Raw genomic sequence first — 14,313 nt, forward strand, 5'->3', positions numbered from 1 at the left:
GATGTTGTCGGTAAAAAGTTACTTGTATCACATTTTATCGTTTGGGGTGAGGGCCTCTGTCAACCGTTGCTCCAACTTTCTGCGCGTTTCCTGGTCGAGCGCGCGCCGCTCGCCGTCGGCCAGGATAAACAAGTCCTCGACCCGCTCGCCGATGGTGGAAATGCGCGCGCCGTGCAGCGACAGCCCCAGGTCAGCGAACACTTCGCCCACCCGCGCCAGCAGGCCGGGCTGGTCGAGTGCGGTCAGCTCCAGGTAGCTGCGGCGATCGGTATGGGTCGGCAGGAAAGTGACCTCGGTCGGCACGCTGAAGTGGCGCAGCTTGGAAGAGGGCCGGCGCACGCGCGGCGGCTGATACTCCCGCTGGGTGATGGCCTGCAGCAGCGCCTGGCGGATCGCCGCGTGGCGATCCTGCGCCAGCGGGCTGCCGTCCGGCTCCAGCACGATAAAGGTGTCCATCGCCATGCCGTCGCGGTTGGTGAAGATCTGCGCGTCGTGTACGCTCAGGTTGCGGCGATCCATCTCCCCGGCGACGGCGGCGAACAGGTAGGGGCGGTCCGGGCTCCAGATGAAGATCTCGGTGCCGCCGCGCGTCGCCTGGCGGCTGACCAGCACCAGCGGCTGGGTGGAATCGTGGGCCAGCAGGTGGCGGGCGTGCCAGGCCAGCTGATTCGGCGAGTGGCGCAGGAAATAGTCGGCGCGGCAGCGGCTCCAGATGCGGTGCAGCGCCTCTTCGTCGATGTTGTCCATGCGCAGCAGCGCCAGCGCCTGCAGGCGGTGATGGCGCACGCGTTCGCGCAGATCCGGGCTGTTTTGCATGCCGCGGCGCAGCTGCTTCTCGGTGGCGAAATACAGCTCGCGCAGCAGGCTCTGTTTCCAGCTGTTCCACAGGGTTTCGTTGGTGGCGCAGATGTCGGCCACCGTCAGGCATACCAGATAGCGCAGGCGGGTTTCGCTCTGCACTTCGCTGCTGAACTGCTGGATCACTGTCGGATCCTGGATATCGCGGCGCTGCGCGGTGACCGACATCAGCAGGTGGCAGCGCACCAGCCAGGCCACCAGCTGGGTTTCACGCGAGTTGAGGCCGTGAAGTTCGGCGAACTCCACCACGTCTTCCGCGCCGAGGATCGAGTGATCGCCGCCGCGCCCTTTGGCGATATCGTGGAACAACGCCGCCAGCAGCAGCAGTTCCGGGTGCGGCAGGCGCGGATACAGCTCCACGCACAGCGGATGGCGCGGCCGAGTCTGGTCGTCGGCGAAACTCTCCAGCTTCTGCAGCACGCGGATGGTGTGTTCATCGACGGTATAGGCGTGGAACAGGTCGAACTGCATCTGCCCGACGATCTTGCCCCACTGCGGCATATAGGCCCACAGCACGCTGTGACGGTGCATCGGCACCAGCGCGCGCGACACCGCGCCGGGATGGCGCAGGATGGCCATAAACAGATCGCGCGCTTCCGGAATGGTGCACAGCGGCTGCTTCAGGTGGCGGCGCGCGTGACGCAGTTGGCGCACGGTGGTGGAATAAATGCCCTTGATCTCGCGGTTGCGCACCATCAGGTAGAACATGCGCATGATGGCCTGCGGCTCGCGGATAAACAGCGTTTCGTCGCGCAGGTCGATCAGATCGCCGCGCAGCTGGAAATCGTCGTTCAGCGGGCGCGGCTTCTCGGTGGCGTCCAGCGCCAGAATGGCCTCGTCGAACAGCTGCAGCAGCATGTGGTTCAGTTCGCTGACGCGCCGCGTCATGCGGTAGAAGTCTTTCATCATGCGCTCGACCGGCTCGTTGCCTTCGCCTTCATAGCGCAGCAGCTGCGCTACGCTGAGCTGGCGATCGAACAACAGGCGGTTGTCGTAACGCGGCAGCACCAGGTGCAGTGCAAAGCGGATGCGCCACAGGAAGCTCTGGCACTCGTTCAGCTCGTTGCGCTCGGCCTGGGTGAGGAAACCGAAGCCGACCATTTCGTCCAGCGAAGTGGCGCCGAAGTGGCGCCGCGCCACCCACAGCAGCGTGTGAATATCGCGCAGGCCGCCGGGGCTGCTTTTGATATCCGGCTCCAGGTTATAGCTGGTGCCGTGGTAGCGCTGATGGCGCTCCTGCTGCTCGTTGATCTTGGCGTGGAAAAACTGCGGCGAAGGCCAGAAGCCGTCGCTGAAGATATGTTTTTGCATCTGCAGGAACAGCGCGACGTCGCCGCAGATCATACGCGATTCGATCAGGTTGGTGGCCACGGTCAGATCCGCCAACCCTTCCAGCAGGCACTCTTCCAGAGTGCGCACGCTATGGCCCACTTCCAGCTTGAGATCCCACAGCAGGGTGATGAATTCGCCGACCCGCTGCGACTGCTGTTCCGTCAGCCGGCGCTGGCTGAGCACCAGCACGTCGATGTCCGACAGCGGGTGCAGTTCGCCGCGGCCGTAGCCGCCGACCGCCACCAGCGCCGTTTCCGGGATATCTTCGAAGCCGTAGAACGTCCACAGCCGGCGCAGCAGGCGATCGATAAAGTCGCTGCGCGCCGCCACCAGGCTTTCGGCGCTGGAGCCGGCATCGAACGCCGCCGCTAGCCACAGCTGGAACTGCTCCAGCCGCTGTTTCAGCATCGGGCAGGTGAGCTCTTCGTCGCCGTAGGTGCTGGGGGAGGCGGGCGGCATCGGCACGGCCGGGGCCGCTTGTTGAAGGAGATTGTCAGACATAGTGCGCAGCCCATAAAAAAGGCCGGCAAAAGCCGGCCTGGTGACATTCTGCACGCGGCGTGCGCCGCGGTGCTTACATCTCGTGCGTAATGATGTTGGGGATGGTGTCATCCTTGCGCAACGTCATTATCTCGCAGCCGTTATCAGTGACCACAATAGTATGCTCATACTGCGCCGACAAGCTGCGATCTTTGGTTTTTACCGTCCAGCCGTCTTTCATGGTGCGGATGCGGTAGTCGCCGGCGTTGACCATCGGTTCGATGGTGAAGGCCATGCCCGCCTGCAGCACCACGCCGCCATCGTCGGCATCATAGTGCAGCACCTGCGGCTCTTCGTGGAACACTTCGCCGATGCCGTGGCCGCAGTACTCGCGCACCACGGAGAATTTCTCGGCCTCGACGAATTGCTGGATAGCCTTGCCCAGGGTGCGCAGGCGGATGCCCGGCTTGACCATCTTCAGCGCCAGATACAGGCTTTCCTGAGTGACGCGGCACAGGCGCTCGCCCAGAATGGTTGGTTTGCCGACGATGAACATCTTTGAGGTGTCGCCGTGGAAGCCGTCTTTAATCACGGTCACGTCGATATTGACGATGTCGCCGTCTTTCAGCGTTTTGTCGTCGCTCGGGATGCCGTGGCACACCACTTCGTTCACCGAGATGCACACGGATTTCGGGAAGCCGTGATAGCCGAGGCAGGCGGAAATAGCCTGCTGCTCGTTGGTGATGTACTCGTGACAGATACGGTCCAGCTCGCCGGTGGTCACGCCAGGTTTGACGTGCGGCTCGATGATTTCCAGCACTTCGGCGGCCAGGCGGCCGGCCACGCGCATTTTTTGGATGTCATCAGGTGTTTTAATTGAGATTGCCATGAAATTCGTCCGCAGGTGTCGTTATCGTCGACAATAAGAAGCAGTGACTTATGGTATCAGCCCGGCCGGGGGCTGCCAAATTTCATTTCCCGATGCCCGGCGCAAAGCAACAAAAGTTGGTGTCGGCGGCGGGTTTATGGTATAAAGCGCGCCGGCGATCCGCGACTTGGTTCTTGTGACCTGGCAGGAATTGGCCGAAAATACTTTAACTGCACTCATTTTGTGTAAATAACACACACGTATCGGCACATCCGCCGGGGTGCCCTGAGGTGACTTGTCGCCGCCAGGGTCGGCGTTATGGGATACGTGGAGGCATAACCCCAATTAATCTATAGAGGTTTAATCATGGCAACTGTTTCCATGCGCGACATGCTCAAGGCTGGTGTTCACTTCGGTCACCAGACCCGTTACTGGAACCCGAAAATGAAGCCTTTCATCTTCGGCGCTCGTAACAAGGTTCACATCATCAACCTGGAGCAGACCGTACCAATGTTCAACGCCGCTCTGGCTGAACTGAGCAAGATCTCTTCCCGTAAAGGCAAGATCCTGTTCGTAGGTACCAAGCGCGCAGCAAGCGAAGCGGTAAAAGACGCTGCTAACAGCTGTGACCAGTTCTTCGTGAACCACCGCTGGTTGGGCGGCATGCTGACTAACTGGAAAACCGTTCGTCAGTCCATCAAGCGTTTGAAAGATCTGGAAATCCAGTCTCAAGACGGCACCCTGGACAAGCTGACCAAGAAAGAAGCGCTGATGCGCACTCGTGAACTGGCCAAGCTGGAAAACTCCCTGGGCGGTATCAAAGATATGGGCGGTCTGCCAGACGCACTGTTCGTTATCGATGCCGATCACGAGCACATCGCGATCAAAGAAGCCAACAACCTGGGTATCCCGGTATTCTCTATCGTTGATACCAACTCCAACCCAGACGGCGTTGACTTCATCATCCCTGGTAACGACGACGCAATCCGTGCAGTAAACCTGTACCTGACTGCCGTTGCTGCCGCTGTGCGTGAAGGTCGTTCTCAAGATCTGGCCGTTCAGGCGGAAGAAGGCTTCGTAGAAGCTGAATAATAAGGCAAGCTCGTCACTGAGCCCTTATTAACCAGGTATTGACATATGTTGGTTAGGGGGGCCTGTTAAGGCCCCCTTTGCTTATCTGAATGAGAACTGTCTCCACGCGAGATAACCGAGGAAAAATAAATGGCTGATATTACCGCTGCCCTGGTAAAAGAACTGCGCGAGCGTACCGGCGCTGGCATGATGGATTGCAAGAAGGCGCTGGTTGAATCCAACGGCGACATCGAACTGGCAATCGAAAACATGCGTAAGTCCGGTGCGATCAAAGCCGCTAAAAAAGCAGGCAACGTAGCTGCTGACGGCGTGATCAAAACCAAGATCGAAGGCAACTACGGCATCATTCTGGAAGTTAACTGCCAGACTGACTTCGTAGCGAAAGACGCCGGTTTCCAGGCGTTCGCCGACAAAGTGCTGGATGCGGCCATGGCCGGCAAAATCACTGACGTTGACGTGCTGAAAGCACAGTTCGAAGAAGAGCGCGTAGCGCTGGTGGCAAAAATCGGCGAAAACATCAACATTCGTCGCGTTGCTTCCCTGGAAGGCGAAGTGCTGGGCAGCTACCTGCACGGCGCGCGTATCGGCGTACTGGTTGCGGCTAAAGGCGCTGACGAAGAGCTGGTTAAGCAAATCGCAATGCACATTGCGGCAAGCAAGCCAGAGTTCGTTAAGCCGGAAGACGTGTCTGCTGAAGTGGTAGAAAAAGAGTACCAGGTTCAGCTGGACATCGCCATGCAGTCCGGCAAGCCGAAAGAAATCGCAGAGAAAATGGTTGAAGGCCGCATGAAGAAATTCACCGGCGAAGTTTCTCTGACCGGTCAGCCTTTCGTTATTGATCCGAGCAAATCCGTTGCTCAGGTGCTGAAAGAGCACAACGCTGACGTGACCAACTTCATTCGCTTCGAAGTGGGCGAAGGCATCGAGAAAGTCGAAACCGACTTCGCTGCTGAAGTTGCCGCGATGAGCAAACAGTCTTAATGACTGTCGATGGAACCGCCGTCTGGCGGTTCCATACTATCCAGCCAGAATTACACCGGTGGCAGGCCCTGCAGCGTGATGCTCACCTCAGGCGCGTTTCATCGGCTGAAATCCCCAATACTAATACTGCTTCTTAGGACAGAACACCATGGCAACCAATGCAAAACCCGTATATCAGCGTATTCTGCTTAAACTGAGTGGCGAAGCCCTGCAAGGTGCAGAAGGTTTTGGTATCGACGCCAGCGTTTTGGATCGCATGGCTCAGGAAGTGAAAGAGCTGGTCGAACTGGGAATTCAGGTCGGTGTAGTTATTGGCGGCGGGAACCTGTTCCGCGGCGCGGGCCTGGCGCAAGCCGGCATGAACCGCGTAGTGGGCGACCACATGGGAATGCTGGCTACCGTGATGAACGGCCTGGCTATGCGTGATGCACTGCACCGTGCCTATGTGAACGCCCGCCTGATGTCGGCGATCCCGCTGAACGGCGTGTGTGACAATTACAGCTGGGCAGAAGCTATCAGCCTACTGCGCAACAACCGCGTGGTGATCTTCTCCGCCGGTACCGGTAACCCGTTCTTCACCACCGATTCCGCCGCTTGCCTGCGCGGCATCGAGATCGAAGCGGACGTGGTGCTGAAAGCCACCAAAGTGGATGGCGTATACTCCGCCGATCCGGTGAAAAACCCGGATGCGACGCTGTATGAACAATTAACCTATCAGGACGTGTTGGAGCGCGAGCTGAAAGTGATGGATCTGGCGGCGTTTACGCTGGCCCGCGATCACGGTCTGCCGATCCGCGTGTTCAACATGAACAAGCCGGGCGCGCTGCGCCGCGTGGTGATGGGTGAGAACGAAGGTACGCTGATCAGCAAATAAGGCTGTTCACACCCCTTTTTCGGTGCGCGTGACGCCAGACGCCGCGCGCTCTCCGAGTACGATTACGGGCTATACTTGAGTATCGCCTGCCAAGTAACCAGCTTCCAAGGGTTTGCAACGTGACTAATGAAATCAGAAAAGATGCTGATTCACGCATGGAAAAAAGCGTAGAAGCATTCAAAAACCAAATCAGCAAGATCCGCACCGGCCGCGCTTCTCCAAGCATTCTGGACGGCATCATGGTGGAATACTACGGCGCCGCTACGCCGTTGCGCCAGCTGGCCAACGTGACCGTGGAAGACTCCCGCACGCTGAAAATCAACGTGTTCGACCGCAGCCTGAGCCAGGCCGTTGAGAAAGCGATCATGAGCTCCGATCTGGGCCTCAACCCGTCTTCTGCCGGTTCTGACATTCGCGTTCCGCTGCCTCCGCTGACCGAAGAACGTCGTAAGGATCTGATCAAGATCGTGCGTGGCGAAGCCGAGCAGGGCCGAGTAGCGGTGCGTAACGTGCGTCGCGACGCCAACGACAAGGTCAAGGCGCTGCTGAAAGACAAAGAGATCAGCGAAGACGAAGAACGTCGTTCACAAGACGAGATTCAGAAAATGACCGACGCTTACATCAAGCTGGTCGACGCCGCGCTGGCGGAGAAAGAAAAAGAGCTGATGGATTTCTAATCAGCATCGCGCAGAAAAAAAGCGTCGCCTGGGCGGCGCTTTGTTTTTTGTGGCGCAGATCCCGTTTCATCGTACTGAAAGATCATGGACAAGCGGTGTCCAAGGTTCCACACTGGAACACCTCCGATCTTATCAGACAGTTATTCAGAGTGAACTCATGAAGCAACTGACCATTCTTGGCTCGACCGGCTCGGTAGGGACCAGCACCCTGGCCGTGGTCAGGGCAAATCCCGACCTTTTTGCGATCAAAGCGCTGGTGGCCGGCCGCAACGTCGCGGTCATGGCGCAGCAATGCATGGAATTTCGGCCCGCCTTCGCCGCGATGGCGGATGAAAGCGCCGCGCGCGAGCTGCGCGCCATTCTGGCGGAAAACGGCGTCGCTACCGAGGTATTGGCCGGGGAGCAAGCGGCCTGCGAACTGGCGGCGTTGGACGACGTCGATCAAGTGACGGCGGCCATCGTCGGCGCCGCGGGGCTGTTGCCGACGCTGGCGGCGATCCGCGCAGGCAAGCAGGTGCTGCTGGCCAACAAAGAGTCACTGGTCACCTGCGGCCGTCTGTTTATGGATGCGGTGCGCCAAAGCCAAGCGCAGTTGCTGCCGCTCGACAGCGAGCACAACGCGATTTTTCAGAGTTTGCCTGAGAGCATTCAGCGTCAGTTGGGATACTCTTCCCTGGACAGTCATGGTGTTTCGCGCATCGTGCTTACCGGCTCCGGCGGCCCGTTCCGCACCACGCCGCTGGAGCAGTTCGCCGCGATGACCCCGGATCAAGCCTGCGCCCACCCGAACTGGTCGATGGGGCGCAAGATCTCGGTGGATTCCGCCACCATGATGAACAAAGGTCTGGAATACATTGAGGCCCGCTGGCTGTTTAACGCCTCGGCCGAGCAAATGGAAGTGATCCTGCATCCGCAGTCGGTGATTCACTCGATGGTGCGCTATGCCGACGGCAGCGTGCTGGCGCAGCTGGGTACGCCGGATATGCGCACGCCGATCGCCCACGCGATGGCGTATCCGCAGCGCGTGAACTCCGGCGTGGAGGCGCTGGACTTCTGTCGCATCGGTTCGTTGACCTTCGCCGAACCGGAGCGCGAGCGTTATCCTTGCCTGTATTTGGCGATTGAAGCGTTCGATGCCGGCCAGGCGGCGACCACTGCGCTGAACGCGGCCAACGAAATTGCCGTGGCGGCATTTTTGCAGCAGCAGATTCGCTTCACCGACATTGCGGCGGTCAACCGCCAGGTGGTGGAGCGCCTCGCGCTGCAGGAACCGACCAGCATCGAAGCGGTCTTAGACATTGATCGCCAGGCGCGCGCCGCCGCCGAGGAGCGCGTTCGCGCGTTGCGCGGTTGAGGGCGGCGATTATCCGATTTTGCTCGTAATTCACGCGTGCCGCAGCGGGGCCGTTTGTTCATGCCCCGCTGAGGTGGTATAGTCTGCGCCACCTGTCAGCGGTTATACCGTTGAATTATGGCCTGATTGGCGCCTTGTGCGCCAATGGCGGCCCGGCTGCGCCGGGCATCGCGAGGGCTGGCTGAAAGCCGTGTCGGGCACACGGCTTTTTTTGCGCGTAAGGGCCTGATGTTCCGGAAAGGCAGTTATATTTCTATTGAGGAAATAAGTACGAGTTATGTCGTCCGCAAACCAACAAGAGGCTAATCCATCTTCCCCGGGGCCGCGCCATGTCGCCATTATCATGGACGGTAACGGACGCTGGGCCAAACGTCAGGGCAAGTTACGTGTCTTCGGTCATAAAGCAGGGGTGAAATCGGTTCGCCGCGCGGTCAGTTTTGCCGCCAGCCACCATTTAGATGCGCTCACGCTTTATGCCTTCAGCAGCGAAAACTGGAACCGTCCGGTGCAGGAAGTCTCCGCCCTGATGGAGCTTTTTGTCCGTGCTCTGGATAGTGAAGTAAAAAGCCTGCATAAACATAACGTCAGGCTGCGGGTGATCGGCGATATCAGCCGCTTCAGCTCGCGTTTGCAGGAGCGGATCCGCCGCTCTGAAGCACTGACGGAAAATAACGATGGCCTGACGCTCAATATCGCTGCCAACTACGGTGGCCGTTGGGATATCATTCAGGGAGTAAGGGAACTGGCCGAACGAGTACGGGTGGGGGAGTTGCACCCGGATCAGATCAGCGAGGAATTATTGAACGAGCGGGTTTGCATGAGCGACCTGGCGCCGGTGGATCTGGTTATCCGCACCGGTGGCGAGCATCGCATCAGTAACTTCCTGCTGTGGCAAATCGCCTATGCTGAACTTTACTTTACTGATGTGCTCTGGCCTGATTTCGATGAACTTGTCTTTGAAGGTGCGCTGAATGCATTTGCACAACGTGAGCGCCGCTTCGGGGGAACAACACCTATCGGCGCCGATGCGTCCTAGGGAGAACTTTTGCTGAAGTATCGCCTCATAACTGCTCTGATTTTAATCCCGATCGTTATCGCGGCGCTGTTCCTGTTGCCGCCGCTGGCCTTTGCTCTGGTAACGCTCGTCGTGTGCATGTTAGCAGCCTGGGAGTGGGGCCAACTGGCCGGTTTTACCTCTCGTTCGCAGCGCATCTGGCTGGCGATACTGTGCGGTTTTCTGCTGGCGCTGATGATGCTCAGCGTTCCCGCGTACCATCAATCCGTGCCGCAGGTGAGCGGCTCGCTGTGGCTGTCGCTGGCCTGGTGGCTGGCGGCGCTGCTGCTGGTGCTGTTTTACCCCGGCTCGGCCGCCATCTGGCGCAACTCGCGCCCGCTGCGCCTGCTGTTCGGCCTGCTGACCATCGTGCCGTTCTTCTGGGGCATGCTGGCGCTGCGCCAGTTCGGCTACGAGCAAAACCCGTTTACCGGCGCCTGGTGGCTGCTGTACGTGATGCTGCTGGTGTGGGGCGCGGATTCCGGCGCCTATATGTTCGGCAAGCTGTTCGGCAAGCATAAGCTGGCGCCGAAGGTCTCTCCGGGTAAAACCTGGGAAGGGCTGATTGGCGGGCTGCTGACGTCGGCGGTCATTTCCTGGCTGTTCGGCCGCTACGCGCCGCTGAACGTGGTGCCGACCACGCTGTTGGCCTGTTCGGTGATCGCCGCGCTGGCTTCGGTGCTGGGCGATTTGACCGAAAGCATGTTCAAACGCGAAGCGGGCATCAAGGACAGCGGTCACTTGATCCCCGGTCACGGTGGCATACTGGATCGTATCGACAGCCTGACCGCGGCGGTGCCGGTGTTTGCCTGCCTGATGCTGTTGGTGTTTTAATCCGTCGATGACGGAAAGTGAGGGATGATGGTCAGCGTGCTTTGGAACCTGGTGGCGTTTCTGATTGCGCTCGGTATTTTGATCACCGTGCACGAGTTCGGACACTTTTGGGTTGCCCGCCGTTGCGGCGTGCGCGTTGAACGCTTCTCCATCGGCTTCGGCCGGGCGCTGTGGCGCCGCACCGATCGCCAGGGCACCGAGTACGTCATCGCCTTGATTCCGCTCGGCGGCTACGTGAAGATGCTGGACGAGCGCGTGGAGTCGGTGGCGCCGGAAATGCGCCATCAGGCCTTCAACAACAAAACCGTCTGGCAGCGCGCGGCCATCATCAGCGCCGGCCCCATCGCCAACTTCCTGTTTGCTATCCTTGCCTATTGGCTGGTGTTCATCATCGGCGTGCCGAGTTTCCGTCCGGTGATCGGCGAAATCGCGCCGCAATCCATCGCCGCCAAGGCCGAAATTTCGTCTGGCATGGAACTAAAGTCGGTTGACGGTATCGAAACGCCTGATTGGGAGTCAGTTCGTCTGGCGCTGGTGGCGAAGATTGGCGATGCGCAAACCGAAGTCGGCGTCGCGCCGTTCGGCTCTTCGCAGGTGGTGACCAAAACCCTGGATTTGCGCCAGTGGAACTTTGAACCGGACAAGCAGGATCCCGTTGTCGCGTTGGGCATTATGCCGCGCGGCCCGCAGATAGAATCCGTGTTGGCGGAAGTGCAGCCTAACTCGGCGGCGCAAAAGGCGGGTTTACAAGCGGGGGACAGGATCGTTAAAGTCGATGGTCAGCCGTTGGGTCGTTGGCAGACGCTGGTGAAGCGTATCCACGATGGCCCGGGGCAACCGCTGGCTTTGGAGATTGAAAGAAACGGCGCCCCCTTGTCTTTGACGCTGATACCGGATACAAAGCCGGTGGGAAAAGACAAATCGGTGGGGTTTGCAGGCATCATTCCAAAGGTGCTGCCGCTGCCGGACGAGTATAAAACGATTCGCCAGTATGGACCGTTCCCGGCGCTGTATCAGGCCGGCGACAAGACCTGGCAGCTGATGCGGCTGACGGTCAACATGTTGGGCAAATTAATAACCGGTGATGTAAAGCTGAACAACCTGAGTGGCCCGATCTCGATTGCACAGGGAGCAGGGGCGTCAGCCGGAGTCGGGTTCGTGTATTATCTGATGTTCCTGGCGTTGATTAGCGTCAACCTGGGTATCATCAACCTGTTCCCATTACCGGTGTTAGATGGTGGGCATCTCCTCTTCCTGGCGATAGAAAAGCTGAAGGGTGGGCCGGTTTCCGAGCGAGTACAGGACTACAGCTACCGCATAGGTTCGATCGTGCTGGTGTTGTTGATGGGTCTTGCACTTTTCAATGATTTTTCCCGCCTCTAGGGGCGGGGATAGGTTAGGAAGAACGCATAACAACGATGGCGATGAAAAAGTTGCTCATAGCGTCGCTGCTGTTTGGCAGCGCCACCGTATACGGTGCAGACGGGTTCGTAGTGAAAGATATTCATTTCGAAGGCCTGCAGCGAGTCGCCGTCGGTGCGGCGTTACTCAACATGCCGGTTCGCGTCGGCGATACCGTCACTGACGATGACATCAGTAATACCATCCGTGCCTTGTTTGCCACCGGCAACTTCGAGGACGTGCGCGTACTGCGCGATGGTAATACCTTGATCGTGCAGGTGAAGGAACGTCCTACCATCGCCAGCATCACTTTCTCCGGCAACAAGTCGGTGAAAGATGACATGCTCAAGCAGAACCTGGAAGCCTCCGGCGTCCGGGTGGGCGAGGCGCTCGACCGCACCACGATCTCCAGCATTGAAAAAGGGCTGGAAGACTTCTACTACAGCGTCGGTAAATACAGCGCCTCGGTGAAAGCCGTAGTCACGCCGCTGCCGCGCAACCGTGTCGACCTGAAACTGGTGTTCACGGAAGGGGTCTCCGCCAAGATTCAACAAATCAACATCGTCGGCAACCATGCCTTCACCAACGACGAACTGATCTCGCGCTTCCAGCTGCGTGACGAAGTGCCGTGGTGGAACCTGGTCGGCGATCGCAAATACCAGAAGCAGAAACTGGCGGGCGATCTCGAAACCCTGCGCAGCTTCTATCTGGATCGCGGCTATGCCCGCTTCAACATCGATTCTACCCAGGTGAGCCTGACGCCGGATAAAAAAGGCATCTACATCACCATCAACATCACCGAAGGCGATCAGTACAAGCTTTCCGATGTTGTCGTGAACGGCAACCTGGCCGGCCACTCGGCGGAAGTCGCTCAGATCACCAAAATCGAACCGGGCGAGCTGTACAACGGCAGCAAGGTGACCAAAATGGAAGACAACATCAAAACGATGTTGGGCCGTTATGGTTACGCTTACCCGCGCGTCGGCACTCAGCCTGAGATCAACGACGCGGATAAAACCGTCAAACTGCACGTCAACGTCGACGCGGGCAACCGCTTCTACGTGCGTCGCATCAAGTTCGAAGGCAACGACACCAGCAAGGATTCCGTACTGCGTCGCGAAATGCGCCAGATGGAAGGCGCCTGGCTCGGCAACGAGCAGGTCGAGCAGGGCAAGGAGCGTCTGAACCGTCTGGGCTACTTCGAAACGGTTGACGTGGAAACCCAGCGCGTGCCGGGCACCGCCGATCAGGTCGACGTCACCTACAAGGTGAAAGAGCGCAACACCGGTACCTTCAACTTCGGCGTCGGTTACGGCACCGAGAGCGGCGTCAGCTTCCAGGCGGGCGTGCAGCAGGATAACTGGTTGGGTACCGGCTACTCGGTGGGCATCAGCGGCACCAAGAACGACTACCAGACCTATACGGAACTGTCGGTCACCAACCCGTACTTCACCGTTGACGGTGTGAGCCTGGGCGGCCGCATCTTCTACAACGACTTTAAGGCGGATGACGCGGATCTGTCGGACTATACCAACAAGAGTTACGGTATCGACGGCACGCTGGGCTTCCCGATCAACGAAAACAACTCGTTGCGTACCGGCCTGGGCTACGTCCACAACGGCCTGTCGAACATGCAGCCGCAGATCGCGATGTGGCGTTACCTCGACTCGATGGGCGTGGATGCGAACAAGACCGACCGCGCCAGCTACTCGACGGACGACTTTACGTTGAACCTGGGTTGGACCTACAACAACCTAGACCGCGGCTACTTCCCGACGTCGGGTAACCGCACCACGTTGAACGGCAAGGTCACCATTCCGGGCTCGGACAACGAATACTACAAGGTGACGCTGGACAGCGTACAGTACGTGCCGATCAACGACGATCGCACCTGGGTGCTGTTGGGCCGTGGCCGTCTGGGTTACGCGGATGGCTTGGGCGGCAAGGAAATGCCGTTCTACGAGAACTTCTACGCCGGTGGTTCTAGCACCGTGCGTGGCTTCCAGTCCAACACCATTGGTCCGAAGGCGGTGTACTACAATTCCAACTCGTACCAGTGTCAGTTCAACGCCGGCAGCACGACCACGCGTCAGAACATCTGTAGCTCGGATGACGCGGTGGGCGGTAACGCCATGGCGGTCGCCAGCCTGGAGCTGATCACCCCGACGCCGTTCATCAGCGAGAAATACGCCAACTCAGTGCGGACGTCGCTGTTCATCGATGCCGGTACCGTGTGGGATACCAAGTGGAAGAATACCAACGAAACGCTGATGTACGGCGTGCCGGACTACAGCAAGGCCAGCAATATTCGTTCTTCCGCCGGTATCGCGCTGCAGTGGATGTCGCCGCTGGGGCCATTGGTGTTCTCTTACGCCAACCCGATCAAGAAATACGAAGGCGACAAGTCCGAACAGTTCCAGTTTAACATCGGTAAGACCTGGTAACGGGTCTCGCCTCTGGGCATAAAAGTTATTAAGAATCGCAATGGCCAGGCGCCCGCCGGCAGAG

11 protein-coding genes are annotated in these 14,313 nt (G+C 58.8%); 9 read left to right on the forward strand and 2 right to left on the reverse strand.

Going from position 1 to position 14,313, the window contains the following annotated elements; translation table 11 throughout:
* Positions 1–27 precede the first annotated feature (27 nt).
* Positions 28–2,691 carry a bifunctional uridylyltransferase/uridylyl-removing protein GlnD gene (glnD, locus tag ACJ8PI_RS23110; RefSeq protein ID WP_033649826.1) on the reverse strand — a complete coding sequence of 888 codons (2,664 nt, stop codon included), beginning with the start codon at positions 2,689–2,691 and terminating at the stop codon, positions 28–30.
* A gap of 73 nt (positions 2,692–2,764) precedes the next feature.
* Positions 2,765–3,559 (reverse strand): type I methionyl aminopeptidase, encoded by a 795-nt coding sequence (gene map, locus ACJ8PI_RS23115; RefSeq protein ID WP_004931936.1) that lies wholly within the window; start codon positions 3,557–3,559, stop codon positions 2,765–2,767.
* Between the two features lie 345 nt (positions 3,560–3,904).
* On the opposite strand from map, the gene rpsB reads away from it, so the two are divergent.
* The 9 genes from rpsB to bamA all read left to right on the forward strand — a co-directional run bounded on the left by rpsB (position 3,905) and on the right by bamA (position 14,249).
* Positions 3,905–4,630 (forward strand): 30S ribosomal protein S2, encoded by a 726-nt coding sequence (gene rpsB, locus ACJ8PI_RS23120; RefSeq protein ID WP_016929891.1) that lies wholly within the window; start codon positions 3,905–3,907, stop codon positions 4,628–4,630.
* A gap of 129 nt (positions 4,631–4,759) precedes the next feature.
* The gene (gene tsf / locus ACJ8PI_RS23125) at positions 4,760–5,611 is read left to right on the forward strand and encodes a translation elongation factor Ts (protein ID WP_033654122.1); all 852 of its coding nucleotides are present in this window, start codon (positions 4,760–4,762) and stop codon (positions 5,609–5,611) included.
* A gap of 148 nt (positions 5,612–5,759) precedes the next feature.
* Positions 5,760–6,485, forward strand: coding sequence for a UMP kinase (pyrH, locus tag ACJ8PI_RS23130; protein WP_004931940.1), 726 nt, complete (start codon positions 5,760–5,762; stop codon positions 6,483–6,485).
* A 119-nt stretch (positions 6,486–6,604) separates the two neighbouring features.
* On the forward strand, positions 6,605–7,162 hold the full coding sequence (gene frr, locus ACJ8PI_RS23135; RefSeq protein WP_004931943.1) for a ribosome recycling factor: 558 nt from the start codon (positions 6,605–6,607) through the stop codon (positions 7,160–7,162).
* A 157-nt stretch (positions 7,163–7,319) separates the two neighbouring features.
* Positions 7,320–8,516 (forward strand): 1-deoxy-D-xylulose-5-phosphate reductoisomerase, encoded by a 1,197-nt coding sequence (gene ispC / locus ACJ8PI_RS23140; RefSeq protein ID WP_033654123.1) that lies wholly within the window; start codon positions 7,320–7,322, stop codon positions 8,514–8,516.
* A 277-nt stretch (positions 8,517–8,793) separates the two neighbouring features.
* On the forward strand, positions 8,794–9,552 hold the full coding sequence (gene ispU / locus ACJ8PI_RS23145; RefSeq protein WP_033635737.1) for a (2E,6E)-farnesyl-diphosphate-specific ditrans,polycis-undecaprenyl-diphosphate synthase: 759 nt from the start codon (positions 8,794–8,796) through the stop codon (positions 9,550–9,552).
* Positions 9,553–9,561: 9 nt separating this feature from the next.
* Positions 9,562–10,404: a phosphatidate cytidylyltransferase gene (gene cdsA / locus ACJ8PI_RS23150; protein WP_004931949.1), complete on the forward strand. Its 843-nt coding sequence runs from the start codon at positions 9,562–9,564 to the stop codon at positions 10,402–10,404.
* Between the two features lie 27 nt (positions 10,405–10,431).
* On the forward strand, positions 10,432–11,787 hold the full coding sequence (gene rseP / locus ACJ8PI_RS23155) for a sigma E protease regulator RseP (RefSeq protein WP_004931952.1): 1,356 nt from the start codon (positions 10,432–10,434) through the stop codon (positions 11,785–11,787).
* 35 nt (positions 11,788–11,822) lie between these two features.
* On the forward strand, positions 11,823–14,249 hold the full coding sequence (gene bamA, locus ACJ8PI_RS23160) for an outer membrane protein assembly factor BamA (RefSeq protein WP_033635736.1): 2,427 nt from the start codon (positions 11,823–11,825) through the stop codon (positions 14,247–14,249).
* The last annotated feature ends 64 nt before the right edge of the window (positions 14,250–14,313 follow it).

Origin of the sequence: Serratia sp. CY82433 (genome assembly GCF_052166535.1) — a bacterium.
Taxonomy (GTDB): domain Bacteria; phylum Pseudomonadota; class Gammaproteobacteria; order Enterobacterales; family Enterobacteriaceae; genus Serratia; species Serratia sarumanii.

Excerpts from the sequence above, each read along its gene's own strand:
- glnD (WP_033649826.1), bottom strand. The coding sequence starts at position 2,691 with ATGTCTGACAATCTCCTTCAACAAGCGGCCCCGGCCGTGCCGATGCCG.
- map (WP_004931936.1), bottom strand. The coding sequence starts at position 3,559 with ATGGCAATCTCAATTAAAACACCTGATGACATCCAAAAAATGCGCGTG.
- rpsB (WP_016929891.1), top strand. The coding sequence starts at position 3,905 with ATGGCAACTGTTTCCATGCGCGACATGCTCAAGGCTGGTGTTCACTTC.
- tsf (WP_033654122.1), top strand. The coding sequence starts at position 4,760 with ATGGCTGATATTACCGCTGCCCTGGTAAAAGAACTGCGCGAGCGTACC.
- pyrH (WP_004931940.1), top strand. The coding sequence starts at position 5,760 with ATGGCAACCAATGCAAAACCCGTATATCAGCGTATTCTGCTTAAACTG.
- ispC (WP_033654123.1), top strand. The coding sequence starts at position 7,320 with ATGAAGCAACTGACCATTCTTGGCTCGACCGGCTCGGTAGGGACCAGC.
- ispU (WP_033635737.1), top strand. The coding sequence starts at position 8,794 with ATGTCGTCCGCAAACCAACAAGAGGCTAATCCATCTTCCCCGGGGCCG.
- rseP (WP_004931952.1), top strand. The coding sequence starts at position 10,432 with ATGGTCAGCGTGCTTTGGAACCTGGTGGCGTTTCTGATTGCGCTCGGT.
- bamA (WP_033635736.1), top strand. The coding sequence starts at position 11,823 with ATGGCGATGAAAAAGTTGCTCATAGCGTCGCTGCTGTTTGGCAGCGCC.